A 25,615-nucleotide genomic window follows, 5' to 3' on the forward strand; every position below is an offset into this window, starting at 1 on the left:
GAAAGCTGCTCACCGCTGCCTGGACCCTCGTCAAAAGCCCAGAAAAGTACGACGGGAGCAGGCTGTTCCCGAGCCAAGAAATCGCTTGACAGGGAACAGAGTGTCTACATTCGGGTTTTGCGGAAGGTCTTCTTCGCGCCCTGATCTTCCCTTCCGCCCCGCCCCGCCCGGGGCTCATGCGGTCAGCGATTCGAGTTCGGCGAGGTAGGCAAGCGCCTCCTGCCGGTTGCCGCCGCACATCTCCCTGCTCGGCGCTAGGCTGCCGCACACGGCGGGGCGCTCGGGCCGCCCGAACAGGCGGCAGCGCAGCGCGTCGTCGAGCTGCACGCACGGCATGCCTGCCGGCTTGCCGTGCGGCATGCCGGGGATCGGCGAACTGATCGAGGGCGCGATGCAGCAGGCGGCGCAGGCGTCGCGGCAGCGCATCAGGCGTCGGGATCGAAGGGCTGCGCCTCGAGCACCGCGGCGAGCGGGATCGGTGCGAACAGGTGCGGGTAGAGATCCTGGCTGGCCGCGCTCCACTCGAACTGGAGATGGGTGCGCAGGGCTTCGGGATCGAGGCGCAGCCGGATCCTCGGGCCGCCTCCGCGCAGATGGCGCTCGACCACGCCGGGCACCTGCTCGGCGGTGGCGCAATGGATGAACCCTTCGCGGGCGTAGTCGGCGGGCACGTATTCGCCGCTGCGCTGGGCCCGCGCCCAGTCATCCGGGTGGGCGAAGTGGAACAGCGGGCCGCTGCGGCTGGAGGCCTCCACCCCGGGCAGCACCGCCGCCGCAGCCGCTTCGGTGGCCGGCGGGGCGCCGTCGCCCGGCGAGGAGTCGGATCCGGACATGCGGCTCAGTCCGCGGTCTGCAGCCTAGCGTGCTCGGCGCGCAGGCTGGCGTAAAGATCGTCCGTGTCCGGTCGCCGGCCGTGCCAGCGCTGGAAGGCCTCGGCGGCCTGCTCGACCAGCATGCCGAGTCCGTCGATGGCGGCCTCGGCCTTGGCCGCGCGGCCCCAGGACAGGAAGGGCGCCGCGGCCTCGCCGTAGTTCAAGTCCACAACGACGAAGCGCGGCGACGCGAGCCCGAACGGCAGCTTCAGCGCGCCGCCATGGCGGGTCGCCGAGGTGGCGTTGATCACCAGTTCGAAGTCGCCCAGCGCTTCCAGGTCTTCCCAGTAGCGCGAGGCCACGCGACCCGGCGCGTCGAGCAGGTCGACCAGCCGGTCGGCGCGCTCGGCGCTGCGGTTCACCACCACCATCTTGTCGATGCCGGCCTCCAGCAGCGCCGGCGCCACGCCGCGCGCCGCACCGCCCGCCCCGAGCAGCAGGGTGCGTCGGCCGCGCAGGTCGAGCCGATGGCGATCGGTGAGGTCGCGGACCAGCCCGGCGCCATCGGTATTTTCACCGTGCCAGCCATGGTCGGTGCGGATCAGGGTGTTGACCGACTGCGCGCGGCGCGCGGCCGGGCTGAGGTCGGCGCAAAGCCCGAAGGCGGCCTCCTTCAGCGGCAGGGTGACATTGCCGCCGACCCCGCCCGCCTCGGCGAAGCGGTCGAGGGCCGCCTTGAAGTCGTCCGGCGCGGTGTCGACCGCCCGGTATTCCATGTCGATGCCCAGGTCGCGGGCGAAGGCGCGGTGGATGCGCGGCGACAGGGTGTGGGTGACCGGATGCCCGAACAGCGCGAACTGCTTGCTCATGCCGCTTCCTCCTTTAGCCACGTGGCCGCGTCCAGCGCGAAATAGGTGAGGATGCCATCAGCGCCTGCGCGCTTGATGCAGCGCAGCGCCTCCAGCGCGCAGGCGCAGCCGTCGATCCAGCCGCGCTCGCCGGCCGCCTTGAGCATCGCGTACTCGCCGCTGACCTGATAGACGAAGGTGGGAGCGCCAAAGCGCTCCTTCACCCTGCGCACGATGTCGAGATAGGGCAGGCCCGGCTTGACCATGACCATGTCGGCGCCTTCCTGCAGGTCCAGTTCGACCTCGCGCAGCGCTTCGTCGCTGTTCGCCGGGTCCATCTGGTAGGTGTATTTGTTGCCCTTGCCGAGATTGGCCGCCGAGCCGACCGCATCGCGGAACGGGCCGTAGAAGCTCGAGGCGTACTTGGCCGAGTAGGCGAGGATCCGCGTGTGGATGTGCCCTGCCTGCTCTAGCGCCTCGCGAATCGCGCCGATGCGTCCGTCCATCATGTCCGAGGGCGCGACCACATCGGCACCGGCCTCGGCATGCGAGAGCGCCTGGCGGACGAGGGCTTCGACCGTCTCGTCGTTGAGCACGTAGCCGGACGCGTCGACCAGGCCGTCCTGGCCGTGCGAGGTGTAGGGATCGAGCGCCACATCGGTGATCACGCCGAGCTCGGGGAAACGCTGCTTGAGCGCGCGGACCGCGCTCTGCGCCAGTCCATCCGGATTCCACGCCTCGCGTCCATCAAGGCTCTTGTCTCCGGATAACACCGGAAACAGGGCCAACGCCGGCACCTTCAGCGCCACCGCCTGCTCAGCGGTACGCAGCAGATCATCCATGCCCAGCCGGCGGATCCCCGGCATCGAACCCACGTCGACGCTCTGCGCGTGCTCGTGGACGAAGACCGGGTAGATCAAATCGTCGGCGGCGAGGCGCGTCTCGCGCATCAGGCGACGGGAGAAGTCGTCGCGGCGCATCCTCCGCGGCCGGGTCGACGGGTAGCCCATGGCAGCTCCATTGCGATGACTGATCGCAGTGTACCGCGGGCCAGCTTCATCGGTCCGCGAGGACGCCGCCCCGGGATGGCCGCGCTATGCTCTCGGCTCGGGGCGGAAAGGGAGCGATCGACATGGGCACGATGGGCAGTCACGCCAACGGCTCGCCGGCGTGGTTCGAGCTGGCCACCACCGACCAGACCGGCGCCAAGGCCTTCTACCAGGCGCTGATGGGCTGGAGCCACCAGGACCACCCGATCAGCGACGACCAGCACTACACCATCTTCGAGGGCGACGGCGCCGAGGTCGCAGCCGCCTACACGATGATGCCCGAGCAGGCCGAGAGCGGCATGCCGCCGCACTGGGACATCTACTTCCAGGTCGCCGACGTCGATGCCAGCGTCGAGAAGGCCCGGGCGCTGGGCGGCCAGGTAGTGGTCGAGCCCGCAGAAGTCATGGAGCACCTGCGCATGGCGGTGCTCAGTGACCCACAGGGCGCGCTGTTCTGCCTGATGCAGCCGCGCCAGCACACCGGCGTCGGCAAGCTGCGCCAGCCGCACAGCGTGACCTGGGTGGAGCTCGCCACCAGCGATCTCGACGCCGCCCGCAGCTTCTACGGTGAGCTGTTGGGCTGGACGCTCACCGAGCACCCCGGCGCGCCGGTGGCCTACCGCATCGTCGAAACCGCGGACGGCCGGGTCGGCGGCCTGATGCAGATGACCGAGGAGTGGGGCGACATTCCCCCGCATTGGTCGATCTACCTGCAGACGCCCGATATCCAGTCCAGCGTGGCCACTGCCACCGCCCAGGGCGCCAAGCTCAATGTGCCGATCTTCCCGGCGCCGGGGGTCGGCCAGATCGCCCAGCTTTCCGACCCGTCGGGGGCCTGGTTCTATCTGATCCAGCCGGAGGCAGCCGCAGGCTGAACGAGTGCGGAGTAGGCAACCCTGGTCGTGCGAGCCGCTGGAGGCATGAGGGAGGCGCTCACCAACGCGCCGATCTCCAGTGCGCAGACCGGTGTCGGATCATCTCCACTCGAAGCGTCTGGGAGCCGTTCGTGCTGAGGTATCGAAGCACGAACGGCCTACGCCACCGCAGGGTTCGCCCTTCGATACCTCGGGGTGAACGGCAGGCCTGCCGGCGGCAAGAGATGTCAAACGTCCGCCGCCATGCGGGTGAACCCGTGGACGCCATGCCTAGGTAACTGCCGCCTCGCGCACTGTCTCCAGCAACCAGGCGATGAACTGCTGGGCGTCGTCGCCGAGCCGCACCGCCTCGGGGTAGACGAGGTAGTAGCTGAAGCGCCCGGGCAGCACCGGCCCGGGCAGGCGCGCGAGATCGCCGCGCTGCAACCAGGGCTGGACGATGCGCTCGCGGGCCAGCGCCGCGCCCAGCCCGCAGGCAGCCGCGCGAAAGGCGTCGGTGCTGTCGCTGAAGACCAGGGCCTCGATCGCGTCGAGGTGGCCGAGGCCGGCCGCGCGCATCCAGTCCGGCCAGCCCTGTCGGGACAGGTCGGCGATCAGCGGCATCGCCGCCACCTGCTCCACCGTTGCAATGCGCTGGCCCTCGATCAAAGCGGGCGAAGCCACCGCGAACAGGGTCTCGTCCAGCAGCAGCTGGGCCTGCAAACCGGGCCACTGGCCGCCTCCGTGGCGGATACCAAGGTCCGGCCCGGAGTCGTCGAAGCGGGTCAGCGCCGCCTCGGTCTCGATCCGCAGACGAATGCCGGGGTGCCGCTCGCGGAAGCCGGCAAGGCGCGGAACCAGCCATCCCTGGGCGAAGGAATGCAGGGTCGTGATGCGCAGCGGAGGCCGCGCCTTGCGTTCGCCGCGCAGGCCGCGCAGGGCGGCGGCGACGTCGGCGAAGGCGCTGCCCGCGGCGTCGGCGAGACGTCGACCCTCGGCGGTGAGGGTGACGCCGCGGGCGTGGCGCTGGAACAGGCTCAGTCCCAGCCGTTGTTCAAGGCGCCGGACGTGGTGGCTGACCGCGCTGGCGGTCAGGTGCAGCTCCTCCGCGGCCCGGGCGAAGTTCTGGTGGCGTGCAGCCGCCTCGAAGGCGGTCAGGGGGACCAGCCAGTCACCGCGCAGGGACATGATCAGCCTCAAATCTGGCTTGTGTCTGTCGCTCACGCTACGCGCTTGTATCAGGACGGAGCAAGCGCAGAATGCACACATTCCCACCGCATCCCTGCGTGTTCACCATGAGTCAGGCTCAAGCCACCCTGCCCCCCGTCGAAGAACTCGCCAGCCGTGATTGGCGGACCCCCTTCGAGCTCTGCCTGCTCGGCGCGATCTGGGGCGCCTCCTTCATGCTGATGCGCGTGGCCGCGCCCGAATTCGGCGCGGTGCCGCTGGTCGAGCTGCGCCTGGCCTCCGGGGCGCTGATCCTGCTGCCTTTCCTGATCGCCGAGCGACGGCGCTTCCCGGCCCGACTGTGGCCGACCCTGGCCCTGATCGGCTGCATCAACTCTGCTGGCCCGTTCGTGCTGTTCGCCTTCGCCGCCAAGCTGGCGCCGGCCGGCATCGGTGCGATCTGCAACGCCATGACCGTGCTGTTCACCGCGCTGATCGCGGCCCTGTTCTTCGGCGAGCGGATCGGCTGGCGTCGGGCGATCGCGCTCGGCACCGGGTTCGCCGGCGTCGCCATCCTGGCCAGCGCCCGGATCGAGGGCGCAGCGGTGGGTCTTGCCGTCGCCGCCGGCACCTTCGCCTCCTTCCTCTACGGGATCGGCGCCAATCTGGTCCGTAAGCACCTGACCGGCATGCCGCCGGCGGCCGTCGCCGCCGCCACCCTGTCCTGCGCTTCGCTGGCCACCCTGCCCTTCGCCGCCGCCAACTGGCCGCAGGTCAATCCCTCGCTGCAGGCCTGGGGCGCCGCCCTCCTGCTCGGCGTGGTCTGCACCGGCCTTGCCTTCGTCGTCTTCTACCGGCTGATCAAACGGGTCGGCGCCTCGCGCGCGGTGGTGGTGACCTACCTGATCCCGCTGTTCGGCGTGCTCTGGGCCTGGAGCCTGCTTGGCGAGCCGATCACCCTGACCATGCTGGTCGCCGGCCTGCTGATCGTCGGCAGCGTCGCGCTGAGCCAGCGGCGCCCCGTGTAAACGCCGCGGCCGCGGTGCCTGGCTTGCTCCGCGGTCAGTAAAAGGCCTCGGCCAACCTCTAGCGGATCGAGGCCGGAAGTCTCGACGATGCGATTGACCAGGCTCGCCGGATTACGCCGGTCGACCCCGGCCCCGGCAGGACCCGAGCAACCCGTCCGATCGGCGAAGCGCAATGCTTCCCCGGTGATCGGGAGCGGAGCCACCGCGCGGGCGCGCGACAAGCGTCGGCCCAGCCACTAAGCTGAGCCAGCCAGCGCGGCATCGCGCGCTTTTGGAACTGCCCCATGTCGAGACCGCTGGGCTTGGCCCTGACCGGCCTGCTGCTTGCCACCCCCCTGCAGGCAATCGCCCAGGCCGAGCTGCCGCACATCAACTACGAGAACCATCCGCAGCGCGCGCTCGACATCAGCCCGGATGGCCGCTGGTTGGCGGTCGCCCATACCGCCGACGCCCGGGTCCAGCTATTCCGGCTCACCCGTCACGGCCCGGTGGCTGCCGGCCACGTCAAAGTCGGTCTCGACCCGGTCGCAGTACGCTTTCGCGGCAACGACGAGCTATGGGTCGCCAACCACATCTCGGATTCGATCAGCATCATCGAGCCCTCCAGCCGCAGGCTGCTGCGCACCCTGCAGACCGGCGATGAGCCCTTCGATATCGCGTTTGCCGGAGGGCGTGCCTTTGTCAGCTGCTCTCAGGTCAACGAGGTCTGGGTGTTCACGGCCGACGACCCCGACGCGCCGCCGCGTGTGCTGCCGATCGACGCCGAAGATCCTCGGGCGCTCAGCGTCAGCCGCGATGGCGGCACGGTCGCCGTGGCCATCTTCGAGTCCGGCAACGGCAGCACCGCCCTCGGCGGCGGCCTCGACGGCGACATGATCCTCGCCGTGCCCAACGTGGTCAGCGACGCCCGTGGCCCCTACGGCGGCATCAATCCGCCGCCCAACGACGGCGCCGTCTTCGATCCGCCTCTCGATCCCAGCGCCACGCCGCCCCGGGTCGGTCTGATCGTCCGCCAGGACGGACAGGGCAAATGGCGCGACGACAACGGAGCCGACTGGTCGCCCCTGGTCGACGGCGAGCTTGCCGACGCCTCCGGGCGCCGAGCCGGCTGGTCCCTTCCGGACCGAGACCTCGCCCTGATCGATGTCGATCAGCTGACCATCTCCTACGTCAGCGGCCTGATGAACGCAGGCATGGCGCTGGCCACGCAACCGCAGAGCGGCGAGTTCACTCTGGTCGGCACCGACGCCCGCAACCAGATCCGCTTCGAACCCAAACTCAATGGCCGCTTCCTCGAGGTCAAACTGGCCCGGGTGAATGCCGATGCCGGCCCGCGTTCGATCACCGACCTCAACCCGCACGTCGACTACGCCCGGCCCCGTCTGCCCGCGGACCAGCGAGGCCTGTCCCTTGGCGACCCGCGGGGAATCGCCTGGAGCGCTGATGGCCAGCGCGGCTGGATCAGCGGCATGGGCTCGAACAACGTGGTCCCGATCCGTGCGGACGGCAGCCGCTCGGGACCGCCGATCGAGGTCGGTGAGGGACCCACCGGCATCATCCACGACGCGGTGCACGACCGGGTCTATGTCTGGAACCACTTCGAGGCCAGCCTTTCGGTCATCGACCCCGGCGCCGGAGCCGAACTGCAGCGCATCGACGTCTTCAATCCCCTGCCCGCCGCGATCCGCGAGGGACGACCGTTCCTCTACGACACCCGGCGCACCTCGGGCCAGGGCCAGGTTTCCTGCGCCTCCTGCCATATCGACGCGCGCATGGACCGGCTGGCCTGGGACCTCGGCGATCCGTCACAGCCGCCGGCGGCTTTCGATCAGAACTGCGTCACCGACCGCGGCACGGCCTGCGAGGATTTCCACGCCATGAAGGGGCCGATGACCACGCAGACCCTGCAGGACATCATCGGCCACGAGCCCCACCACTGGCGCGGCGACCGCGCTGGCATCGAGGCCTTCAACCCGGCCTTCGAAGGCCTGCTCGGCGACGACGGGCTGCTGAGCGCCGCGGACATGCAGCGCTTCGAGGACTTCCTTGCCACCATCACCTACCCGCCCAACCCGTTCCGCGGGCTGCGCAATCAGCTACCCACCTCCCTGCCCCTGCCAGGACACTTCAGCTCCGGCCGCTTCACCACCGCCGGACAGCCCCTGCCGCCCGGCAACGCCGAGCGCGGCCTGCAGCTCTTCACCATGGGCTTCCTCGACCCGCCGTTCCAGTGCGCGAACTGCCACACGCTTCCCACCGGCATGGCGGCAAACGGACCCATGTTCGCCCTCGGCGGCATCCTCGCCGGGGGCAGCGTGATGGCCACCGGACCGCATGGTGAGAACCACCTGGGCATCGTCTCCACCGACGGCTCCACCAACGTGTCGATCAAGGTGCCGCAGCTTCGCAACCAGTACGAGAAGGTCGGCTTCGAGCTGACCCAGGCAGAGAGCCGCGCGGGCTTCGGATTCCTGCATGACGGCTCGATCGACTCCCTCTCGCGCTTCTTCTCGGCCAGCGTGTTCACCACCCGCGGCGAGCAGGACATCGCCGACCTCGTCGCCCTGACCCTCGCTTTCTCGGGCAGCGAATTCAGCCTGCCCAACCCGGCGCTGGGTGCACCGGCGCCGCTATCCAAGGACAGTCATGCGGCGGTCGGGCGTCAGGTCGAATGGTCCGGTGGGCCGCCCGAGGGTGATGTGGCGACGCTGCTCAACGAGACACGTCTGGGCCGGATCGGCCTGGTTGCCCTGCGCGCCGGGCTGCACTTCGCCTACGACTCCGCGAGCGGTCGCTGGCGCCCGGACAACGGCGGGGAGACGCTGGATACCGAGCAGCTGACGACCGGCGCCAGCGCGGCCCAGCCGCTGCGGCTCACCGCCCTGCCGACCGGCCTGGCCGAGCGGCTTGGCATCGACCGCGACGGCGACGGCATCGCCGATGCCGCCGAACTGGCCCAGGGCTCCAACCCCGCCGACGCCGAAAGCCGCGCCCTCCGTGGCGTGGCCGGCCTGTGGTTCAACCCGGACCGCGAGGGCCACGGGTTCGACCTTGAACACATCGGTTCGCTCAGCGCGGTGACCTGGTACACGTATGAGGAGGACGGCACCCCGGTCTGGTACCAGGGCGTTGGCGAGCGCGGCAATCCAACGCGCATCCCGCTGTTCCGCTACCGTCGCGGCAGCGATGGCACGGCCAGCGGCACCGAGGTCGGCGAATTGGTGCTGCGCTATGAGTCGGCAAGCCGGCTGCAGTTCGACTGGCGACTCGGCGAGCGCAGCGGCAGCGAGCCCATGCAGCCCCTGCTGCGCGGCGAGACGGCGCCGGCGCCGGACCGCACCGGGATCTACTTCGATCCATCCGAGCCCGGCTGGGGCCTCAGCATCACCACCGAAGGCGATGTCCGCGGCGCGTTGCTCTACTACTACGCCAGCAACGGCGAGCCGCGCTGGGCGCTGGGATTGGGCGACAACCGGGTCGACGCGGAACAGGTCGCCCTGCTCGGCTTCCGAGGCTTCTGCCCGGCCTGCCCGGCCGGCCCGGTGACCAGCAGCGCGCTCGGCTCGCTGGACTGGCGCTTCGATGGCGGACGCGAATTCCTGCTGCATACCGATATCGGCGGCAACGATCCGTGGCAGCGCAGCGCGGCGCAGCTCGCCCCGCTGTCCGACCCGGCCTTCGATCCGCGCTGGAGGTAGCGCTCTAGGCCAGCAGCTTCAGGCCGACGCCGGGCTCGGTCACCAGCCAGCGCGGCGCAGTGGCGCTGTCGCCGAGCTTCTGTCGCAGCCGGCCGACCACGATGCGCAGATAGTGGGTGTCGTGGCTGTGACTGTCGCCCCAGACCTCGCGCAGCAGCTGCGGCTGGGTCACCACGCGGCCTGCGTGCCGTGCCAGCACGGCCAGCAAGGCGAACTCCTTGCGGGTAAGGCTGACCGCCACGCCGTCGACGCTGACCTCGCGCCGTGCCGGGTCGATCCGCAGCCCCCGGTATTCGTACGCCGCCGGTCCTTCCTCCCCGGCCGGCCGGCTACGCAGCAGGGCCCGCACCCGGGCCATCAACTCCTGTACGCCGAAGGGCTTGGTGACGTAGTCGTTGGCCCCGGCGTCCAGCGCAGCGACCTTGTCCGACTCGTCGGCACGGACGGTCAGCATGATCACCGGCACCGTCGACCACTCCCGAAGGGCTGCCAGCACCTCCAGGCCGTCCCGGTCCGGCAGGCCCATATCGAGAACAACCAGGTCGGCGCCGTTGAGCGCCAGAGCCTCCAGGCCCTCCTGGCCACTGCGCGCCAGCTGCACGCAGTAGCCCTGGGCGCGAAGGCCGATCTCGAGGAAACGGCGGATCTGCGGCTCGTCGTCAACAACCAGAATGCGCGCGGCGCGCTGCTCCGGCGGACTCATCCCGGCACCTCTTCAAGCAAGGGCAGGCTGACCCGGAAGCAGCTCCCCTGGCCATCCTCGCGTCCGTGCACGGTGACCTCACCGCCGTGCGCGCCGACCATGCCGCGGCAGATGGTCAGGCCAAGCCCGGTACCCTGCCGCCCTCTATCTCCACGTTCCACCGAATGGAAGAAGTCGAAGATGCGTTCACGCTCGGATTCGGGTACGCCAGGCCCGCGGTCGAGCACCTCGATGACCAGCAGGTCAGGCCGCCGCAGGCCCGCGCGGACCAGCACCGGCTCGTCGGGCGGCGAGAACGACTGCGCGTTCTCCAGGATGTTGAACAGAGCCTGCTCGATCAGTGCCGCATGTACCCAGATCGGTGGCATTCCGCCCTCCAGTTCGATCTCAACCTGTGCCCCTGGGCGCTGGCGATGGGCGCGGGCCACTACCGCGCCAACCAGTTCGTCGACCCCGATCCAGTCGCGTTTCAGCGGCAGGGTCTGGTGGCCCAGGCGGGTCATGTCGAGCAGATTCTGGATGTAGCGATCGAGCCGCTCTCCTTCTTCGCGGATGGTCTCGAGAAGGCTGCGCCGGTCCTCGGCGCCCAGCTCTTCCGAATAGCTCTCGAGCGTGCCGGCGGCCCCGATAATGCCGGACAGGGGGCTGCGAAGATCGTGGGAAACCGAGGCCAGCAGGGCGCTGCGCAACCGCTCGGTTTCGTTGGCGACGCGCTGGTCATTGAGCGCCCGGGCCAGTTGCAGGCGCAGCAGGGCTTGGGCGACGTCCATGGCCAGGGCCTCGGCCAGGGCGCGCTGACCGCGGCCTAGCCGCGGCAGGCCGCCGTCATGGTCGCGCAGGGCCAGGAAACCTATCGGCCCGTCTGGCCCCGGCAGCGGGAGAGTCTCCGTGCCCTCCGCGACCGGTGACCCGTGTGCATCGACGGTGCGCGCCTCGACGCCAAGCTGGTCGGCGAACACGCGGTGCGCCGCCTCCATTACCGCCGCTTCATCGTCTGCCCCGAGCAGGATGCGTCCCAGCGCCTGGCGGGCCACGGCCCGCTGCCGCGCCTCATCGAGCGCCGCCACCTGTTGCGCAAGGCGCGAGGCGAGACGCCCGGCAAACAGGGCCGACAGCAGGAAGGCCAGGCCGGTCACCCAGCCCGCCTGGCTGCCGATGTGCAGCGAGTAGCGAGGCTCGATGAAGAGCACGTTGTAGGCGATGAATCCGACCAGGGCAGCAGCAACCGCCGGCACGGTGGAGCTGCGTGAAGCGCCGAGGAGCACGCCGAGCAGGATCACCAAGGAGGGCTCGGACAGCCCAAGCCAGCGCTCGCCGAGCAGAGCCGCGGCGATGCCCAGCAGCGTGATCCCGAGCGGCACGAGAAGCAGGCGGCTGGATGGGGATCGGTCTGCTGCGAAGGAGTGCATGCGCCCCATTGTGCGGCCTGTCGCCCCCCTGCCGGCGCAGGAGCACGATCCTCCGAGAAGATTTTACGGTCGCTTTACGCGACCGGTCGGAGGCAGGCCCTGCGCGTTGCGCCCCCACCCCGACACTGGACCGGCCAGCCCCGCGTTGCACTGCGTCGATCGCCGCCATGTCCCTTTCACTCGAGCCGAGCCTGGTCACCCCCACCGCGCGCGCAGCCCGCCAGTCCTTGCAACGCTGGCGCACGCTGGCGCGCATCCTGGGCATGATCGTCGCCCTGAGCGCCCTGTCGAAGCTGCCCTCGCTCGGTTACGCCCTGCTCTACGAATCAGGCACCGCCTGGATCTTCGCCAACAGCCTGATGGCGAGCACGGCGGCCGGCTGCCTGCTGTGGTGGCCGAACCGGCACGTCGCTTACGACCTGCGCCTGCGCGACGGCTTCCTGGTCGTCACCCTGAGCTGGAGCGCGGCAACCCTCGCTTCGGCCTGGCCGCTAATGCAGGCGCCCCTGGCGCTCGGCTTCAGCGGCGCCGTCTTCGAGGTGATGTCCGGGCTTACGACGACGGGTTCCACCGTGATCAGCGGGCTGGACGACCTCCCACGCTCGATTCTCCTGTACAGGCAGGTACTGCAGTTCGTCGGCGGGATGGGCATCGTGATCCTCGCGGTCGCCATCCTGCCGATGCTGAAGGTGGGCGGTACCCAGCTGTTCAGGGCCGAGAGCACAGGCCCCAGCCGTGACACCAAGCTGACCCCGCGCATCGCCGGCACGGCCAAGGCGCTCTGGCTGGTCTATGCCGGACTGACCACGCTGTGCGCGCTGGCCTACTGGATCGCCGGCATGGACCTGTTCGACGCCGTCGGCCACGCCCTGGCGACTACTTCCACGGGCGGCTTCTCCACCCACGATGCGGCCTTCGGCGAGTGGGACAGCCCCCTGATCGAGGGCGTCGCCGTGCTGTTCATGACCCTGGGAGGGGTCAATTTCGCCCTGCATTTCTCTGCCTGGCGATCCGCCAGCCTGCAGCCCTACGCCGAGGATTCGGAGCTGCGCGCCTACCTGCGCATCCTGCTCGCAGTCGGGGCCCTGGTCGGGCTGGTTCTGCTGCTGAGCGGACACATTCCGCAGGCTTTCGATGCGTTCCGCTTCGGGCTGTTCATGGTCGTCTCGGTGATGACGACCACTGGCTTCACCCCTTCCGATTTCCATCAGTGGCCCCCGCTGGCGGCCATGCTGGTGATGATCGTCGGAGTCATCGGCGGCTGCTCCGGATCGACCGTCGGCGGACTGAAGGTGGCCCGGGTGCAAATGGCCTTTCGCCAGGGGTGGCGCGAGGTACGGCAACTCATCCATCCGCGCGGACAGTTCCTCGTGACCATGGGCGGTCAGCGGGTCTCGGAGAGCGTCGTGCTCTCGGTCGGCGGCTTCATCACCCTGTGGATGGCCTGTTTCATGCTGGTGCTGCTGGCCTTCGTCGCCTGTGGCCTCGACCCGTTGTCCGCCTTCGGCGCCACCGTGGCCACCATCGCCAACGTCGGGCCGGGCCTGGGCGAGGTGACCTTTACCTTCGCCACGGTCGGCGAGCCCGCGCTTTGGGTCGGCACCGTGTCCATGCTGCTGGGGCGACTGGAGGTGTTCTCCATCCTGGTCCTGCTGACCCCGATGTTCTGGCGCGAATGAGCCTCACAACGTGGCCCCGGCAAATAGCCCGATGAGGCCGCCTGAACGGCACCGGGGAATGGAGCCCGGGCTCGACACGGTCTGGGGCTATAATGGGCGGCTATCCCGCCCGCTGCCCGCGCTCTGACGCGTCCCTTGCCATGTCCATCCAGAACCTCCGCAACATCGCCATCGTCGCCCACGTCGACCACGGCAAGACCACCCTCGTCGACCAGCTGCTGCGGCAGTCGGGCACCTTCAGCGAGCGCGCCCAGGTGGCGGATCGAGTGATGGACAGCAACGATCTGGAGAAGGAGCGTGGCATCACCATCCTCTCCAAGAACACGGCGATCCGCTGGAAGTCGCCGAACGGCGAGGAGTACCGGATCAACATCGTCGACACCCCGGGCCATGCCGACTTCGGCGGCGAGGTCGAGCGAGTGCTGTCGATGGTCGATTCCGTGCTGATCCTGGTCGACGCCATGGACGGCCCGATGCCGCAGACCCGCTTCGTGACCCAGAAGGCGTTCGCGATGGGCTTCAAGCCGATCGTGGTGGTGAACAAGGTGGACCGTCCGGGCGCACGGCCGGATTGGGTGGTCAATCAGACCTTCGACCTGTTCGACCGTCTGGGCGCCACCGACGAGCAGCTGGACTTCACCGTGGTCTATGCCTCGGCGCTCAACGGCTATGCCGGCATGGAGCCCGATGTGCGCTCGGGCGACATGACGGCCCTGTTCCAGACCATCGTCGACAAGGTCAGCCCGCCGCCGGTCGAGTCGGAAGGCCCGTTCCAGATGCGCGTCACCTCGCTGGACTACAACAACTACGTCGGCATCATCGGCGTCGGCCGCATCCAGCGCGGGCGGATCAAGCCGAACACCCAGATCACCGTGATCGACCGCGACGGTGGCAAGCGCCAGGGCAAGCTGCTCCAGGTGCTTGGCTTCCACGGGCTCGAGCGCCACGAAGTCGCCGAAGCCCAGGCCGGGGACATCGTGGCCGTGTCGGGCATCGAGAAGCTCGGCATTTCCGAGACACTGTGCGACCCGTCCGCTCCCGAGCAGTTGCCCGTGCTGACGGTCGACGAGCCGACCATCAGCATGACCTTCCAGGTGAACGACTCGCCGTTCGCAGGCCAGAAGGAGCACAGCGGCGGCAAGTTCCTCACCTCACGCCAGCTGCGTGACCGCCTGACTCGCGAGACACAGCACAACGTTGCACTGAAGGTCGAGGACACGGACGACGCCGACAAGTTCAAGGTCTCCGGTCGCGGCGAGCTGCACCTGTCGATCCTGATCGAGACCATGCGCCGCGAGGGTTACGAGCTGGCCGTATCGCGCCCCGAGGTCATCATCCGCGAAATCGACGGACAGCCGCAGGAGCCCTACGAGCAGCTCGTGGTCGACCTTGAAGAGCAGTACCAGGGTGGCGTGATGGAAAAGCTCGGCACCCGCAAGGCCCTGCTGCAGAACATGGAGCCGGACGGCAAGGGGCGCGTGCGCCTCGAGTTCATCATTCCGGCGCGCGGCCTGATCGGCTTCCAGACCGAGTTCCGCACCCTGACCGCCGGCACCGGCCTGCTGTTCCACGTCTTCGACCATTACGGGCCGAAGGCGGAAGGCGCCATCGCCAAGCGGCCCAACGGCGTGCTCATCTCCAATGGTACGGGGCCGTCGCCCGCCTACGCGCAGTTCGCCATGCAGGAGCGCGGCCGCCTAATGATCGAGCCGCTCGAGGAGATCTACGAGGGCCAGATCGTCGGTATCCACTCCAAGGACAACGACCTCACCGTCAATGCCCTGCGCGCCAAGCAGCTCACCAACTTCCGCGCATCCGGCAAGGACGACGCCCTGGCCCTCACGCCGCCGGTGCGGATGAGCCTTGAGCAGGCGCTGGAGTTCATCGACGACGACGAGCTGGTCGAGATCACCCCCAAGGCGATCCGCCTGCGCAAGAAGCTGCGTACCGAGGTCGACCGCAAGCGCGCCTCGCGCGCCGCCTGATCCGGCACCTGGCCGACAGCCGCGGTTCACCGCGGCTGTCGCTACACTGCGGCATGCCCCAGTTCCCGATGCGCTGGCTCCCGCTGTTGCTGCTGGCCGCCGCCCTGCCCGCGCGTGGTGAGGGCGTGCTGGGCGAGCGATTCTCGCTCGCTTTCGGCGGCTTCCAGAACACCCTGACCCTGCAGGGACGCGTCGACGACGCCGTCGTCGAAGGCACCGAGATCGACTTCAACGACGAGTTCGCCTTCGACAACCGGCGCAGGCTTGATCTCGCCGAACTGCGCTTCCGCGCCTTCGACCGCCATGAGTTCGGGATCAAGGCCTTCCGCGACGCCCGCGAGCGCCGTTCGATCCTGAGTGAGACGCTTCGCTTCGATGATCAGGAATTCCTGGTCGACGCCGAGGCCGTCGGCCGGGTGAGCTTTCGCAGCCTGGAGTTCGACTACACCTGGTGGGCCTGGCACGACAGGGACCAGGCCGTGGGCCTGCAGCTCGGCGTCATCCGCTTCGGTGCGTCGCTTTCCATCCGCGGCCGGGTCGCGGTGGATGGCCAGGGTGAGGCCGAAGGCCGGGCCGCTGTCAGCGATCGCTTCTTCGTGCCGCTGGCCGGCATCGCCTGGCGCCGCCAGCTCGGGCCCCACTGGCGACTGGAGGCCGAGGCGCGCTACCTGCGGCGCAGCTATCGCGGCATCGAGGGCGAGGCGCTGTCCGGCCATATCGGGCTGGAATGGCTGCTCGGCCGCCACCTGAGCCTGGTCGGTCAGTACGGCTACACCGAGGTCGACGTCGAACAGGACGAACTCGACCTCGCCGGCAAGCTCGAGGTCGGATTCAAGGGCCCGCAGGCCCTGCTTCGGCTGCGCTTCTGAGCGCCCCTCAGCCGGCCCGCTTGCGCACGATCAGCATGGCAAGCTCCATCGACTGCTCATAGTTGAGCCGCGGATCCACGGTGGAGCGGTAGGCCCGCGCCAGATCCACCTCGGTCAGCTCGCGCGCGCCGCCGAGGCACTCGGTCACGTCCTCACCGGTCAGCTCCAGGTGCACACCGCCCAGGCGTGTGCCGGCCGCGGCATGGATGTCGAAGGCCGCATCCAGCTCGCCACGGATGTTCTCGAAGCGCCGCGTCTTGTAGCCGTTTCCGGTGCTCTCGGTGTTGCCATGCATCGGATCGGCCACCCAGAGGACGCGACGGCCCTCGCGACGCACGCATTCCAGCAGCTTCGGCAGGTGCGCCTCGACCTTATCCCTGCCCATGCGATGGATCAGGGTGAGGCGACCGGGCTCATCCTGCGGGTTGAGCGCGTCGACCAGACGGATCAGCTGCTCGGGCGTCACCGAGGGACCGATCTTGACCGCGATCGGATTGCGCACGCCGCGCAGGTACTCGACGTGGGCGCCATCGACATCCGCGGTGCGCATGCCGATCCACGGGAAGTGGGTGGAAAGATTGAACCAGCCCCACTGGCGCGGCACCTGCCGGGTCAGGCACTCCTCGTAGTGGAGCAGCAGGGCCTCGTGCGAGGTGAAGAACTCGACCCGGTTGAGGTTGTGGATCGACTCGCCCGACAGCGTCTCCATGAAGCGCACGGCGTCACCGATGGCATCGACCCGCCGCTGGTACTCCTGGGCCAGCGGCGAATGCGCCACCCAGGCCAGGTCCCAGTACTCGGGGTGGTGCAGGTCGGCGAACCCACCATCCATCAGCGAGCGAACGAAGTTCATGGTCATCGCCGAGCGCGAGTGACCCTCGATCATCCGACGTGGATCCGGCAGGCGGGCGGCCTCGGTAAAGGCCGGCGCATTGATCAGGTCGCCGCGATAGCTGGACAGGGTGATCCCGTCGCGGGTCTCCGTATCGGCCGAGCGCGGCTTGGCGTACTGGCCGGCAAAGCGCCCGACCCTGACCACCGGCAAGCGCATCCCGTGCACCAGGACCACGCTCATCTGCAGCAGCACCTTCAGCCGGTTCGAAATCAGTCCCGACTCGCAATCGGCAAAGCTCTCGGCGCAGTCGCCCCCCTGAAGAAGGAAGCGGCGCCCCTCCTGGGCTTCCGCCAGCTGGCGTTTCAGCGAGAGGATTTCCCAGGAAGTGACCAGCGGCGGCAGCTGGGACAGCTCTGCACGCGCCTGGGCCAGCGCATCGGCATCTGGATAGGTGGGCTGCTGCAGCGCCGTACACCGGTGCCAGCTCGAAGGGGCCCAGTTTTCCGGCAGCATGACGGGCTGGGGTCCTACATCCTTGGCATTCATGGCGATTCGATTGGTGCGGTGCATCACCGCATGATGCCACAGGCCCGCGCACCCGCAACCGTTGCCTCGGCAAGCTTTGCCGGGCGCGGGGGAATATGTAGATGCGCCACCATCAGTCGGCGTCGCGCGCTCGGAACAGGGCAAACAGCACAAGGGCGGCCAGCAGCAGGTACCAGATCAGCGTCCAACCGGGCATCGAGATTCCGAGGAAGCTCCAGTCGATCTTGGCGCACTCGCCCGAACCGTGGAAAACCTTGCTCAGGACATCACGAAGCGGGAAGGCTTCAAGCATGTACTCCAAACCCGGGCCGCAGGCCGGCACCTGGTCCGGCGGAAGCCCCTGCAGCCACACGTGACGACCGGCGATCGCCACCCCGGCGCCCGAACCGATGACCACCACGGCCGAGCCCAGCCAGCGCCCGACCCTGCCCTTGCCGAAGACGAGCCCAGCGAGGAAGCCGGCCGCCATGACCATGAAGGCCACGCGCTGCAGGATGCATAGCGGGCAGGGGTCAAGGAACATCTGGTGCTGCGCGTACAGCGCGTAGCCGAGCAGGGCCAGGCAGCACAGCAGTCCGGCGAGACAGGCCTGGCGGAACGACCAGCGCAGAGGGTTCATGAAGGCTCCAGATTCTTGGATCGATTCCGCTGGGACCGGAACGACGGCGTCGAGTTCCGGAAAACGAAAAAGCCCCGGACGAGCCGGGGCTTTTCGATGACGCTGCGCGGCCTGCTTACTCGGCAGCCGGCTCGGCCTGCGGCCTATCCATCAGCTCGACGTAGGCCATCGGGGCGTTGTCGCCCTCGCGGAAGCCACACTTCAGCAGGCGCAGGTAGCCACCCGGACGCGACTGGAAACGCGGTCCGAGCTCGACGAAGAGCTTGCCGACCGCCTGCTTGTCGCGCAGGCGCGAGAAGGCCAGACGGCGGTTGGCGACGCTGTCGACCTTGGCCAGGGTGATCAGCGGCTCGGCGACGCGACGCAGCTCCTTGGCCTTGGGCAGGGTGGTGCGGATCAGCTCATGCTTGATCAGCGACGCCGCCATGTTGCGGAACATCGCCTCGCGGTGGGAGCTGGTGCGGTTGAACTTGCGACCGGACTTCAAGTGACGCATGGAAGGAATCCTCGGAGATTACGTTGTCTTTGCTGAAGTCGTCCGTGACACAACATTGTTGGTCTTGTAGTACCTCGTCCGGCCCTCCTGGCCGGTACAGGCGGACCGCGGCGCGCAGGCCGCGGTCCTTGATCGGCCTTCTTAGCCCATCATGCCCTGCTGGAGGCCGGCCGGCGGCCAGTTCTCCAGACGCATGCCGAGCGACAGGCCGCGCTGGGCCAGCACTTCCTTGATCTCGGTCAGCGACTTCTTGCCCAGGTTCGGCGTCTTGAGCAGCTCCACCTCGGTGCGCTGGATCAGGTCACCGATGTAGTAGATGTTCTCGGCCTTGAGGCAGTTGGCCGAGCGGACGGTCAGCTCAAGGTCGTCGATCGGACGCAGCAGCACCGGGTCGATTCCGGTCTGCGACGGCTTCGCCGCGGCGCCATCGCGCTTGGTGAAGTCGCCAAACACCGACAGCTGGTCGGTGAGGATGTCGGCCGCGGTGCGGACGGCTTCCTCGGCGTCGATCGTGCCGTTGGTCTCGATGTCCAGGACCAGCTTGTCGAGGTCGGTGCGCTGCTCGACGCGGGCGCTTTCGACTTCGTAGGCCACCCGGCGAACCGGACAGAACGACGCGTCCAGCATCAGGCGGCCAATAGCGCGGGTCTCCTCGTCCGGGCGACGACGCGCCGCCGCCGGCTGGTAACCGAAACCACGCTCGACCTTGATCCGCATGTTCAGCGCGGTGTCCTTGGTCAGGTGGCAGATCACGTGCTCGGGATTGATGATCTCGACGTTGTGGTCGGTCTTGATATCGCCGGCGACCACATCACCCGGGCCCTGCTTGACCAGCGCCAGGGTGGTGCTCTCCGCATTGTGCATGCGGATGGCGACGTCCTTGAGGTTCAGCAGGACTTCCAGCACGTCCTCCTGCAGGCCCTCAACCGTGGTGTACTCGTGGAGAACGCCATCGATCTCCACCTCGGTGATGGCGAAGCCCGGAATCGAGGACAGCAGGATGCGCCGCAGCGCATTGCCCAGGGTGTGGCCGTAGCCGCGCTCGAGCGGCTCCAGGATCACCTTGGCACGATTGGGAGAAACTTTCTCGATGCCGATGCCGCGCGGACGCAACACCTGATTGGCAGAAACGGACATTCGATACGTCTCCGTGGATTACTTCGAATAGAGTTCGACGATCAGCGCTTCGTTGATGTCTGAAGGCAGGTCGGAGCGCTCGGGGACGGCCTTGAAGACGCCGGTGAACTTCTTGGCGTCGACTTCCATCCAGGCCGGGGTCAGGTCCATCTCCTGGGCCAGGGTCAGCGACTCCTGGACGCGCAGCTGGCGCTGGGCCTTCTCGGCCAGGCTGACCACATCACCGGCCTTGACCTGATAGGAAGGCAGATTGACGGACTTGCCGTTGACCTGAACGCCGCGGTGAGAAACCAGCTGGCGGGCCTGCGGACGCGTAACCGCGAAACCCATGCGGTACACGACGTTGTCCAGGCGCGACTCGAGGAGCTGCAACAGCGACTCGCCGGTGTTGCCCTTCTTCGAGGACGCCTTCTTGTAGTAGTTGCGGAACTGCCGCTCGAGCAGACCGTAAATACGCTTGACCTTCTGCTTTTCGCGCAGCTGGACGGCATAGTCCGACAGCTTGCCCTTGCGGGCGCCGCCGTGCTGGCCGGGCTTCTGCTCGAGCTTGCACTTGGAATCGATCGCGCGAGCCGGGGACTTCAGGCTGAGGTCGGCGCCTTCGCGACGAGCCAGCTTGCAGGTGGGGCCGATATAACGTGCCATGACTTCTAGCTCCTCAGACTCGGCGCTTCTTGGGCGGACGGCAGCCGTTGTGCGGAATCGGCGTGACGTCGATGATGTTGGTGACCTTGTAGCCGCAGGCGTTCAGCGAACGCACTGCCGACTCGCGGCCCGGGCCCGGGCCCTTGATGCGCACTTCGAGAGTCTTCAGCCCGTAGTCCAGCGCGACCTTGCCGGCCTTCTCGGCGGCAACCTGGGCGGCGAACGGGGTCGACTTGCGCGAACCGCGGAACCCCGCACCACCCGAGGTGGCCCAGGACAGGGCATTGCCCTGGCGGTCGGTGATGGTCACGATCGTATTGTTGAACGAGGCGTGGACGTGCGCGATGCCGTCGGTGACGACGCGCTTGATCTTCTTCTTGCCCTTGGAGGCAGCAGGCTTGCTCATGGCGTCGGTCCTTACTTCTTGATCTGCTTACGCGGGCCCTTGCGGGTACGCGCATTGGTGCGGGTGCGCTGGCCACGAAGCGGCAGGCCGCGACGGTGACGGAGACCCCGATAGCAGCCAAGGTCCATCAGACGCTTGATGCTGATACCGATCTCGCGGCGGAGGTCACCCTCGACCACGTACTTGCCGACCTCGGCACGCAGGCGCTCGATTTCCGGCTCCGACAGGTCGCGGATTTTGGTGTTGGAAGCGACGCCGGCGGCTTCGCACACCTTCTTGGAACGGGTGCGACCGATTCCGTAGATACTCTGAAGGCCTACCCAGACATGCTTCTGGACAGGCAGATTGACACCGGCAATGCGCGCCATGGGTGTTCTCCGAATGAATTTTTTGCGCAGTGAACTGGAAAGGATACAACGGCTTCGTGTTTTTTGGAACCCCTCTCGCGGGCGAGCGGGGACGGCACGGGTGTGTGGTGCCCGTGCTCCGACGTTGCGGCCGGTCTAGCGGGCCCGCCCCCGAAGGGCCGAACCCGTTCGACTGCCGCTATCCGCGCGCGAAGCTGCCGCGCGAACCGCCCTTCAAATTGGCCTTCTTCATCAGGCTGTCATACTGATGAGACATCAGATGCGCCTGGATCTGCGCGGTGAAATCCATCACCACGACCACGACGATGAGCAACGAGGTGCCCCCGAAGTAGAACGGCACCGGCCAGCCCAGCCGCAACAGCTCCGGCAGGAGGCAAACCAGCACCAGGTAGACGGCGCCCGCCCCGGTCAACCGGGTCATCACGCCATCGATATAGTCCGCGGTCGCCTTGCCCGGGCGGATACCCGGAATCAGTGCGCCCGACTTCTTCAGGTTCTCGGCGTTCTCCTGCGAGTTGAACACGAGCGCCGTATAGAAGAAGGCGAAGCCCATGATCATCGCACCGTACAGGAACATGTGCAGCGGCTCGCTGGGAGCAAGGGCCGCCGAAAGATTCTGCAGCCAGCGCTGATCGCTTCCGGTGCCGAACCAACTGGACGCGGTGGCCGGGAACATGATCAGCGACGAAGCAAAGATCGGCGGAATCACGCCGGCCATGTTGACCTTGAGCGGCAGATAGCTGCTCTGGTTCATGTAGGCGGAACGGCCACCCTGGCGCCGCGCATAGTTCACCGTGATGCGGCGCTGGCCACGTTCCACGAAGACCACGAATGCAGTAACCAGCAGGACCAGAACCAGAACCAGGATCACCGCCAGCGGGCTCAGATCCCCATTGCGAGCCAGTTCCAGCGTGCCGACAACGGCGCCCGGCAGTCCGGCCACGATGCCGGCAAAGATGATCAGCGAGATGCCGTTTCCGACGCCGCGCTCGGTGATCTGCTCGCCCAGCCACATCAGGAACATTGTGCCCGCGGTCAGCGAGATGATCGCCGTCATGATGAACCCGGGGCCCGGGTTGTAGACGATCGGAATGCCTGACCCGGCGCCCGATTGCTGCAGGGCGATGGCTACGCCCATGGCCTGGAATGCAGCCAGAAGGACGGTGCCGTAACGGGTGTACTGGGTGATCTTCCGGCGGCCCGACTCACCCTCCTTACGCAGTGCGGCGAGGCTCGGGAAGATGTGCGAGGACAGCTGCACGATGATCGACGCAGAGATGTAGGGCATCACGTTCAACGCGAACAGGCTGAAGCGCTCCAGAGCGCCGCCCGAGAACATGTTGAACAGGTCGACAATGGTGCCCTGCTGGGTGTCCATGAAGCGGACCATTGCCTGAGGGTCGACGCCCGGCACCGGAATGAAGGTGCCGATGCGATAGACGATCAGGGCGCCCAGCACGAACAGCAAACGCTGACGAAGCTCGGTCAGCTTGCCGAGCCCCGCCAGTGCATTTCCCGCCTTTGGCGACTGGGCCACGGATTACTCCACGCGCCCGCCGGCGGCTTCAATCGCCGCCTTGGCACCCGCCGTTGCCAGCACGCCCTTGAGCACGATCGCGCGGCCGATCTCGCCCTTCTTGACGACCTTGGCCTGCTTGGCGGTGCTCGGGACCAGCTTGGCAGCGCGAAGCGCGGCAAAGTCGATCTCGGCGGCATCCAGCAGTTCGAGCTTGTAAAGCAACACCTCGGCGGTGTCCTTGGCGATACGCGAGCGGAAACCCACCTTCGGCAGGCGACGCTGCAGCGGCATCTGGCCGCCTTCGAAGCCCGGCTTCACCTTGCCCTTGCCGGTACGTGCGTACTGGCCCTTGTGGCCGCGGCCGCAGGTCTTGCCAAGGCCGGAGCCAATACCGCGACCAACGCGAACGCGCTCCTTGCGCGCACCCGGGGCCGGCTTGAGTTCATTCAGACGCATGAGAACTTCTCCTAGAGGCCGAACTTACTGCTCGACCTGGACCAGGTAATAGACCTGGTTGATCAGACCACGAACGCTCGGGGTGTCCGGCAGTTCACGCACATCGTTGGTCTTGCGCAGGCCCAGCGCCTTCACCGACAGACGGTGACGCGCCTGGGTGCCGCGCAGACCCTTGACCAGACGGACCTTGATGGTCTTCTCGGCCTTAGCCATGGCTCAGCTCCTCGACGGACTTGCCGCGCTTGGCGGCGACCTGGGACGGCGAGTTCATCGCCTTCAGACCCTTCAGCGTGGCGCGGACCAGATTGATCGGGTTACGCGAACCCACGGCCTTGGCCAGGATGTTCTTCACGCCAACCGCTTCGAGCACCGCACGCATGGCGCCGCCGGCGATGACACCGGTACCTTCCGAGGCCGGCTGCATGAACACCCGGGCCGCGCCGTGGTTGGCCTTGATCGGGTACCACAGGGTGCCGTTGTTCAGCTCGACCGAGATCATGGCCCGGCGGGCATGCTCCATCGACTTCTGGATGGCCACCGGCACTTCGCGTGCCTTGCCATAGCCGAAGCCAACCTTGCCAGCGCCGTCGCCCACCACCGTCAGCGCGGTGAAGGTGAACTGGCGACCACCCTTCACCGTCTTGGAGACGCGATTGACGGCAATCAGCTTTTCCAGCATGCCGTCGCTGTTTTCGCGATCGTTCGTGCTCATTGAGATTTCCTGCTTGCTTACGGCCTGGGCCGCTTATCGTTGTGGGAAGGGCCGTGGCCCTTAGAACTGCAGACCGGCTTCCCGGGCTGCATCGGCCAGCGCCTTGACGCGGCCGTGGAAGCGATAGCCGGAGCGATCGAAAGCGACCGACTCCACGCCGGCAGCCTTGGCACGCTCGGCGACCAGCTTGCCGACCTTGGCCGCGGCCTCAATATTCTTGCAGCCCTTGAGGCCGTCGCGGACGTCGGCCTGAACGGTCGACGCGGCAGCGATGACCTTGGAGCCGTCGGCGCTGAAGACCTGGGCATACAGGTGCTGGCCGGTGCGCAGCACGGACAGGCGCGGCACGCCAAGGGTACGGATGTGCGAACGGGCCGACTTGGCGCGACGCAGACGGGCAGATTTCTTATCCATGGTTCCAGTCCTCGAAAGCTGAAAGCGCTGGGTCGTGGCGGGATCACCGCCCCGGCATTACGCCTTCTTGGCTTCCTTCATGATGATCTTCTCGCCGGCATACCGCACACCCTTGCCCTTGTAGGGCTCAGGCGGGCGGAACGCACGGATCTTCGCCGCGGCCTGGCCGACGCGCTGCTTGTCCGCACCCTTGATCAGGATCTCGGTCTGCGTCGGGGTCTCGATGGTCACGCCTTCCGGTGCGGTGAACACCACCGGATGCGAGAAGCCCAGCGAGAGGTTCAGGTCCTTGCCCTGCACCGAGGCGCGGTAGCCGACGCCGACCAGCTCAAGCTTGCGCTCGAAGCCGGTGGACACGCCGGTAACCATGTTGGCGAGGATGGCGCGGACGGTACCGGCCATGGCGATCGACGCATCGTCGGCCGGCGAGATGTTCGCCACGCCGTCGTCGATCGAAACATTGACGTTGGCCGGCTTGACCATGGAAAGGGTTCCCTTCGGGCCCTTCACGGCAATCGCGTCGGCGGAGACGGAGAGCTCGACGCCCTTGGGCATCGGGATCGGCTTCTTGGCAACTCGGGACATCGTTCGGCTCCGCTTAGGCAACCAGGCAGATGACTTCGCCACCCACGCCTTCGGCGCGAGCGCGGCTATCAGTCATGATGCCCTTGGAGGTGGAGATGATCGCGACGCCGAGGCCACCAAGGACCTTGGGCAGCGCGTCCTTGCCGCGGTACTGGCGCAGGCCCGAGCGCGAAACACGCTCCAGACGCTCGATCACCGGCTTGCCGAGGTAGTACTTGAGAACGATCTCGAGTTCGCTCTTGGCACCCTGCGACTGCACGCGCGCGTCGAGGATGTAACCCTCGTCCTTGAGCACGTTGGCGAGCGCGACCTTCATCTTCGATGAGGGCATACGCACGGTGGGCTTGCCCACAGCGGCCGCATTCTTGATGCGGACCAGCATGTCGGCGATGGGATCAGTCATGCTCATGATGCATTCCTTGAGTAAGCACCGATATCCGAAACGGATTCAGCTTGAAAGGGTTACCAGCTGGCCTTGCGAAGGCCGGGGACGTCGCCGCGCATGGTCGCTTCGCGAAGCTTGTTGCGGCACAGGCCGAACTTGCGGTAGACACCGCGCGGACGACCGGAGAGTTCGCAACGATTGCGCTGACGCACAGGCGAGGAATCACGCGGGAGCTTCTGCAGCGCGATCTGCGCCTCCATCTTCTCCTCGTACGAGGCGGTCTGGCTGCTGACAACCTTCTTCAGCGCCTCACGCTTCGCAGCGTACTTCTTGGCCAGCTTCTCGCGCTTGATCTCGCGATTGATCATGCAGGTCTTGGACATAGGTCTCT

Annotated in this window: 27 protein-coding genes and 1 pseudogene; 6 read left to right on the plus strand and 22 right to left on the minus strand. The window is 67.5% G+C overall.

Annotation, left to right across the window (positions count from 1 at the left end; genetic code table 11):
- Positions 1–174: 174 nt before the first annotated feature.
- From M0G41_RS11165 to hemB, 4 genes are read right to left on the minus strand one after another with little or no spacing between them, the layout of a single operon-like run.
- On the minus strand, positions 175–426 hold the full coding sequence (locus M0G41_RS11165; RefSeq protein WP_248209281.1) for a YkgJ family cysteine cluster protein: 252 nt from the start codon (positions 424–426) through the stop codon (positions 175–177).
- Positions 426–833: a DUF952 domain-containing protein gene (locus M0G41_RS11170; RefSeq protein WP_248209282.1), complete on the minus strand. Its 408-nt coding sequence runs from the start codon at positions 831–833 to the stop codon at positions 426–428. The genes M0G41_RS11165 and M0G41_RS11170 overlap by 1 nt, the downstream gene beginning before the upstream one ends.
- Before the next feature lie 5 nt (positions 834–838).
- Positions 839–1,681 (minus strand): shikimate dehydrogenase, encoded by an 843-nt coding sequence (aroE, locus tag M0G41_RS11175; RefSeq protein WP_248209283.1) that lies wholly within the window; start codon positions 1,679–1,681, stop codon positions 839–841.
- A complete protein-coding gene (gene hemB / locus M0G41_RS11180; protein WP_248209284.1) occupies positions 1,678–2,670 on the minus strand; it encodes a porphobilinogen synthase in 993 nt (330 codons plus the stop codon). The genes aroE and hemB overlap by 4 nt, the downstream gene beginning before the upstream one ends.
- Positions 2,671–2,792: 122 nt before the next feature.
- On the opposite strand from hemB, the gene M0G41_RS11185 reads away from it, so the two are divergent.
- Complete coding sequence (locus tag M0G41_RS11185; protein WP_248209285.1) at positions 2,793–3,584, plus strand: VOC family protein; 792 nt, start codon at positions 2,793–2,795, stop codon at positions 3,582–3,584.
- A 270-nt stretch (positions 3,585–3,854) separates the two neighbouring features.
- Here the strand turns inward: M0G41_RS11185 and M0G41_RS11190 are convergent, their stop codons facing one another.
- On the minus strand, positions 3,855–4,751 hold the full coding sequence (locus M0G41_RS11190; RefSeq protein WP_248209286.1) for a LysR substrate-binding domain-containing protein: 897 nt from the start codon (positions 4,749–4,751) through the stop codon (positions 3,855–3,857).
- A 107-nt stretch (positions 4,752–4,858) separates the two neighbouring features.
- Here M0G41_RS11190 and M0G41_RS11195 point away from each other — a divergent pair, with 107 nt between their 5' ends.
- Together M0G41_RS11195 and M0G41_RS11200 are read left to right on the plus strand one after the other, a co-directional pair.
- Entirely contained in the window at positions 4,859–5,758 is a 900-nt protein-coding gene (locus M0G41_RS11195) for a DMT family transporter (protein ID WP_248209287.1), read from the plus strand.
- 284 nt (positions 5,759–6,042) lie between these two features.
- On the plus strand, positions 6,043–9,456 hold the full coding sequence (locus tag M0G41_RS11200) for a YncE family protein (RefSeq protein WP_248209288.1): 3,414 nt from the start codon (positions 6,043–6,045) through the stop codon (positions 9,454–9,456).
- 4 nt (positions 9,457–9,460) lie between these two features.
- On the opposite strand, the gene M0G41_RS11205 is transcribed toward M0G41_RS11200, so the two are convergent.
- Positions 9,461–10,159, minus strand: coding sequence for a response regulator transcription factor (locus M0G41_RS11205; protein WP_248209289.1), 699 nt, complete (start codon positions 10,157–10,159; stop codon positions 9,461–9,463).
- Positions 10,156–11,568, minus strand: a complete 1,413-nt coding sequence (locus M0G41_RS11210; protein WP_248209290.1) for a sensor histidine kinase — start codon at positions 11,566–11,568, stop codon at positions 10,156–10,158. The genes M0G41_RS11205 and M0G41_RS11210 overlap by 4 nt, the downstream gene beginning before the upstream one ends.
- A gap of 167 nt (positions 11,569–11,735) precedes the next feature.
- On the opposite strand from M0G41_RS11210, the gene M0G41_RS11215 reads away from it, so the two are divergent.
- From M0G41_RS11215 to M0G41_RS11225, 3 genes are all read left to right on the plus strand, one after another.
- Positions 11,736–13,247 carry a TrkH family potassium uptake protein gene (locus M0G41_RS11215; protein ID WP_248209291.1) on the plus strand — a complete coding sequence of 504 codons (1,512 nt, stop codon included), beginning with the start codon at positions 11,736–11,738 and terminating at the stop codon, positions 13,245–13,247.
- 140 nt (positions 13,248–13,387) lie between these two features.
- Positions 13,388–15,232 carry a translational GTPase TypA gene (gene typA, locus M0G41_RS11220; protein WP_248209292.1) on the plus strand — a complete coding sequence of 615 codons (1,845 nt, stop codon included), beginning with the start codon at positions 13,388–13,390 and terminating at the stop codon, positions 15,230–15,232.
- A gap of 68 nt (positions 15,233–15,300) precedes the next feature.
- Positions 15,301–16,101 (plus strand): hypothetical protein, encoded by an 801-nt coding sequence (locus tag M0G41_RS11225; protein WP_248209293.1) that lies wholly within the window; start codon positions 15,301–15,303, stop codon positions 16,099–16,101.
- A gap of 7 nt (positions 16,102–16,108) precedes the next feature.
- Here M0G41_RS11225 and M0G41_RS11230 read toward each other — a convergent pair whose 3' ends face one another.
- From M0G41_RS11230 to rpsN, 15 genes and pseudogenes are all read right to left on the minus strand, one after another.
- A complete protein-coding gene (locus tag M0G41_RS11230) occupies positions 16,109–17,482 on the minus strand; it encodes a class II 3-deoxy-7-phosphoheptulonate synthase (protein WP_248209294.1) in 1,374 nt (457 codons plus the stop codon).
- A gap of 112 nt (positions 17,483–17,594) precedes the next feature.
- Positions 17,595–18,101, minus strand: coding sequence for a disulfide bond formation protein B (locus M0G41_RS11235; protein ID WP_248209295.1), 507 nt, complete (start codon positions 18,099–18,101; stop codon positions 17,595–17,597).
- A gap of 115 nt (positions 18,102–18,216) precedes the next feature.
- A complete protein-coding gene (rplQ, locus tag M0G41_RS11240; RefSeq protein WP_248209296.1) occupies positions 18,217–18,597 on the minus strand; it encodes a 50S ribosomal protein L17 in 381 nt (126 codons plus the stop codon).
- A gap of 141 nt (positions 18,598–18,738) precedes the next feature.
- Positions 18,739–19,734: a DNA-directed RNA polymerase subunit alpha gene (locus M0G41_RS11245; protein ID WP_248209297.1), complete on the minus strand. Its 996-nt coding sequence runs from the start codon at positions 19,732–19,734 to the stop codon at positions 18,739–18,741.
- Positions 19,735–19,752: 18 nt separating this feature from the next.
- Entirely contained in the window at positions 19,753–20,379 is a 627-nt protein-coding gene (gene rpsD, locus M0G41_RS11250; protein ID WP_248209298.1) for a 30S ribosomal protein S4, read from the minus strand.
- A 13-nt stretch (positions 20,380–20,392) separates the two neighbouring features.
- The gene (rpsK, locus tag M0G41_RS11255) at positions 20,393–20,785 is read right to left on the minus strand and encodes a 30S ribosomal protein S11 (protein ID WP_248209299.1); all 393 of its coding nucleotides are present in this window, start codon (positions 20,783–20,785) and stop codon (positions 20,393–20,395) included.
- An 11-nt stretch (positions 20,786–20,796) separates the two neighbouring features.
- The gene (gene rpsM, locus M0G41_RS11260) at positions 20,797–21,153 is read right to left on the minus strand and encodes a 30S ribosomal protein S13 (RefSeq protein WP_248209300.1); all 357 of its coding nucleotides are present in this window, start codon (positions 21,151–21,153) and stop codon (positions 20,797–20,799) included.
- Positions 21,154–21,331: 178 nt separating this feature from the next.
- The gene (gene secY, locus M0G41_RS11265; protein ID WP_248209301.1) at positions 21,332–22,690 is read right to left on the minus strand and encodes a preprotein translocase subunit SecY; all 1,359 of its coding nucleotides are present in this window, start codon (positions 22,688–22,690) and stop codon (positions 21,332–21,334) included.
- A 3-nt stretch (positions 22,691–22,693) separates the two neighbouring features.
- Positions 22,694–23,128 carry a 50S ribosomal protein L15 gene (gene rplO, locus M0G41_RS11270; protein WP_248209302.1) on the minus strand — a complete coding sequence of 145 codons (435 nt, stop codon included), beginning with the start codon at positions 23,126–23,128 and terminating at the stop codon, positions 22,694–22,696.
- A 24-nt stretch (positions 23,129–23,152) separates the two neighbouring features.
- Positions 23,153–23,341 carry a 50S ribosomal protein L30 gene (gene rpmD / locus M0G41_RS11275; protein ID WP_248209303.1) on the minus strand — a complete coding sequence of 63 codons (189 nt, stop codon included), beginning with the start codon at positions 23,339–23,341 and terminating at the stop codon, positions 23,153–23,155.
- Positions 23,334–23,877, minus strand: a pseudogene (rpsE, locus tag M0G41_RS11280) (30S ribosomal protein S5). The gene rpmD and the pseudogene rpsE overlap by 8 nt, the downstream one beginning before the upstream one ends.
- A 23-nt stretch (positions 23,878–23,900) precedes the next feature.
- Positions 23,901–24,254, minus strand: coding sequence for a 50S ribosomal protein L18 (gene rplR, locus M0G41_RS11285; protein WP_248209305.1), 354 nt, complete (start codon positions 24,252–24,254; stop codon positions 23,901–23,903).
- Between the two features lie 57 nt (positions 24,255–24,311).
- On the minus strand, positions 24,312–24,839 hold the full coding sequence (gene rplF / locus M0G41_RS11290; protein WP_248209306.1) for a 50S ribosomal protein L6: 528 nt from the start codon (positions 24,837–24,839) through the stop codon (positions 24,312–24,314).
- Positions 24,840–24,852: 13 nt separating this feature from the next.
- Complete coding sequence (gene rpsH, locus M0G41_RS11295; RefSeq protein ID WP_248209307.1) at positions 24,853–25,248, minus strand: 30S ribosomal protein S8; 396 nt, start codon at positions 25,246–25,248, stop codon at positions 24,853–24,855.
- Positions 25,249–25,301: 53 nt separating this feature from the next.
- Positions 25,302–25,607, minus strand: coding sequence for a 30S ribosomal protein S14 (gene rpsN, locus M0G41_RS11300; protein WP_248209308.1), 306 nt, complete (start codon positions 25,605–25,607; stop codon positions 25,302–25,304).
- Positions 25,608–25,615 lie beyond the last annotated feature (8 nt).

The organism is Pseudomarimonas salicorniae (assembly GCF_023156535.1).
Classification (GTDB): Bacteria; Pseudomonadota; Gammaproteobacteria; order Xanthomonadales; family Xanthomonadaceae; genus Pseudomarimonas; species Pseudomarimonas salicorniae.

What these genes read in the sequence shown, in the direction of transcription:
- M0G41_RS11165 (WP_248209281.1), bottom strand. Translation starts at nt 426, where the DNA reads ATGCGCTGCCGCGACGCCTGCGCCGCCTGCTGCATCGCGCCCTCGATC.
- M0G41_RS11170 (WP_248209282.1), bottom strand. Translation starts at nt 833, where the DNA reads ATGTCCGGATCCGACTCCTCGCCGGGCGACGGCGCCCCGCCGGCCACC.
- aroE (WP_248209283.1), bottom strand. Translation starts at nt 1,681, where the DNA reads ATGAGCAAGCAGTTCGCGCTGTTCGGGCATCCGGTCACCCACACCCTG.
- hemB (WP_248209284.1), bottom strand. Translation starts at nt 2,670, where the DNA reads ATGGGCTACCCGTCGACCCGGCCGCGGAGGATGCGCCGCGACGACTTC.
- M0G41_RS11185 (WP_248209285.1), top strand. Translation starts at nt 2,793, where the DNA reads ATGGGCACGATGGGCAGTCACGCCAACGGCTCGCCGGCGTGGTTCGAG.
- M0G41_RS11190 (WP_248209286.1), bottom strand. Translation starts at nt 4,751, where the DNA reads ATGTCCCTGCGCGGTGACTGGCTGGTCCCCCTGACCGCCTTCGAGGCG.
- M0G41_RS11195 (WP_248209287.1), top strand. Translation starts at nt 4,859, where the DNA reads ATGAGTCAGGCTCAAGCCACCCTGCCCCCCGTCGAAGAACTCGCCAGC.
- M0G41_RS11200 (WP_248209288.1), top strand. Translation starts at nt 6,043, where the DNA reads ATGTCGAGACCGCTGGGCTTGGCCCTGACCGGCCTGCTGCTTGCCACC.
- M0G41_RS11205 (WP_248209289.1), bottom strand. Translation starts at nt 10,159, where the DNA reads ATGAGTCCGCCGGAGCAGCGCGCCGCGCGCATTCTGGTTGTTGACGAC.
- M0G41_RS11210 (WP_248209290.1), bottom strand. Translation starts at nt 11,568, where the DNA reads ATGCACTCCTTCGCAGCAGACCGATCCCCATCCAGCCGCCTGCTTCTC.
- M0G41_RS11215 (WP_248209291.1), top strand. Translation starts at nt 11,736, where the DNA reads ATGTCCCTTTCACTCGAGCCGAGCCTGGTCACCCCCACCGCGCGCGCA.
- typA (WP_248209292.1), top strand. Translation starts at nt 13,388, where the DNA reads ATGTCCATCCAGAACCTCCGCAACATCGCCATCGTCGCCCACGTCGAC.
- M0G41_RS11225 (WP_248209293.1), top strand. Translation starts at nt 15,301, where the DNA reads ATGCGCTGGCTCCCGCTGTTGCTGCTGGCCGCCGCCCTGCCCGCGCGT.
- M0G41_RS11230 (WP_248209294.1), bottom strand. Translation starts at nt 17,482, where the DNA reads ATGAATGCCAAGGATGTAGGACCCCAGCCCGTCATGCTGCCGGAAAAC.
- M0G41_RS11235 (WP_248209295.1), bottom strand. Translation starts at nt 18,101, where the DNA reads ATGAACCCTCTGCGCTGGTCGTTCCGCCAGGCCTGTCTCGCCGGACTG.
- rplQ (WP_248209296.1), bottom strand. Translation starts at nt 18,597, where the DNA reads ATGCGTCACTTGAAGTCCGGTCGCAAGTTCAACCGCACCAGCTCCCAC.
- M0G41_RS11245 (WP_248209297.1), bottom strand. Translation starts at nt 19,734, where the DNA reads ATGTCCGTTTCTGCCAATCAGGTGTTGCGTCCGCGCGGCATCGGCATC.
- rpsD (WP_248209298.1), bottom strand. Translation starts at nt 20,379, where the DNA reads ATGGCACGTTATATCGGCCCCACCTGCAAGCTGGCTCGTCGCGAAGGC.
- rpsK (WP_248209299.1), bottom strand. Translation starts at nt 20,785, where the DNA reads ATGAGCAAGCCTGCTGCCTCCAAGGGCAAGAAGAAGATCAAGCGCGTC.
- rpsM (WP_248209300.1), bottom strand. Translation starts at nt 21,153, where the DNA reads ATGGCGCGCATTGCCGGTGTCAATCTGCCTGTCCAGAAGCATGTCTGG.
- rplO (WP_248209302.1), bottom strand. Translation starts at nt 23,128, where the DNA reads ATGCGTCTGAATGAACTCAAGCCGGCCCCGGGTGCGCGCAAGGAGCGC.
- rpmD (WP_248209303.1), bottom strand. Translation starts at nt 23,341, where the DNA reads ATGGCTAAGGCCGAGAAGACCATCAAGGTCCGTCTGGTCAAGGGTCTG.
- rplR (WP_248209305.1), bottom strand. Translation starts at nt 24,254, where the DNA reads ATGGATAAGAAATCTGCCCGTCTGCGTCGCGCCAAGTCGGCCCGTTCG.
- rplF (WP_248209306.1), bottom strand. Translation starts at nt 24,839, where the DNA reads ATGTCCCGAGTTGCCAAGAAGCCGATCCCGATGCCCAAGGGCGTCGAG.
- rpsH (WP_248209307.1), bottom strand. Translation starts at nt 25,248, where the DNA reads ATGAGCATGACTGATCCCATCGCCGACATGCTGGTCCGCATCAAGAAT.
- rpsN (WP_248209308.1), bottom strand. Translation starts at nt 25,607, where the DNA reads ATGTCCAAGACCTGCATGATCAATCGCGAGATCAAGCGCGAGAAGCTG.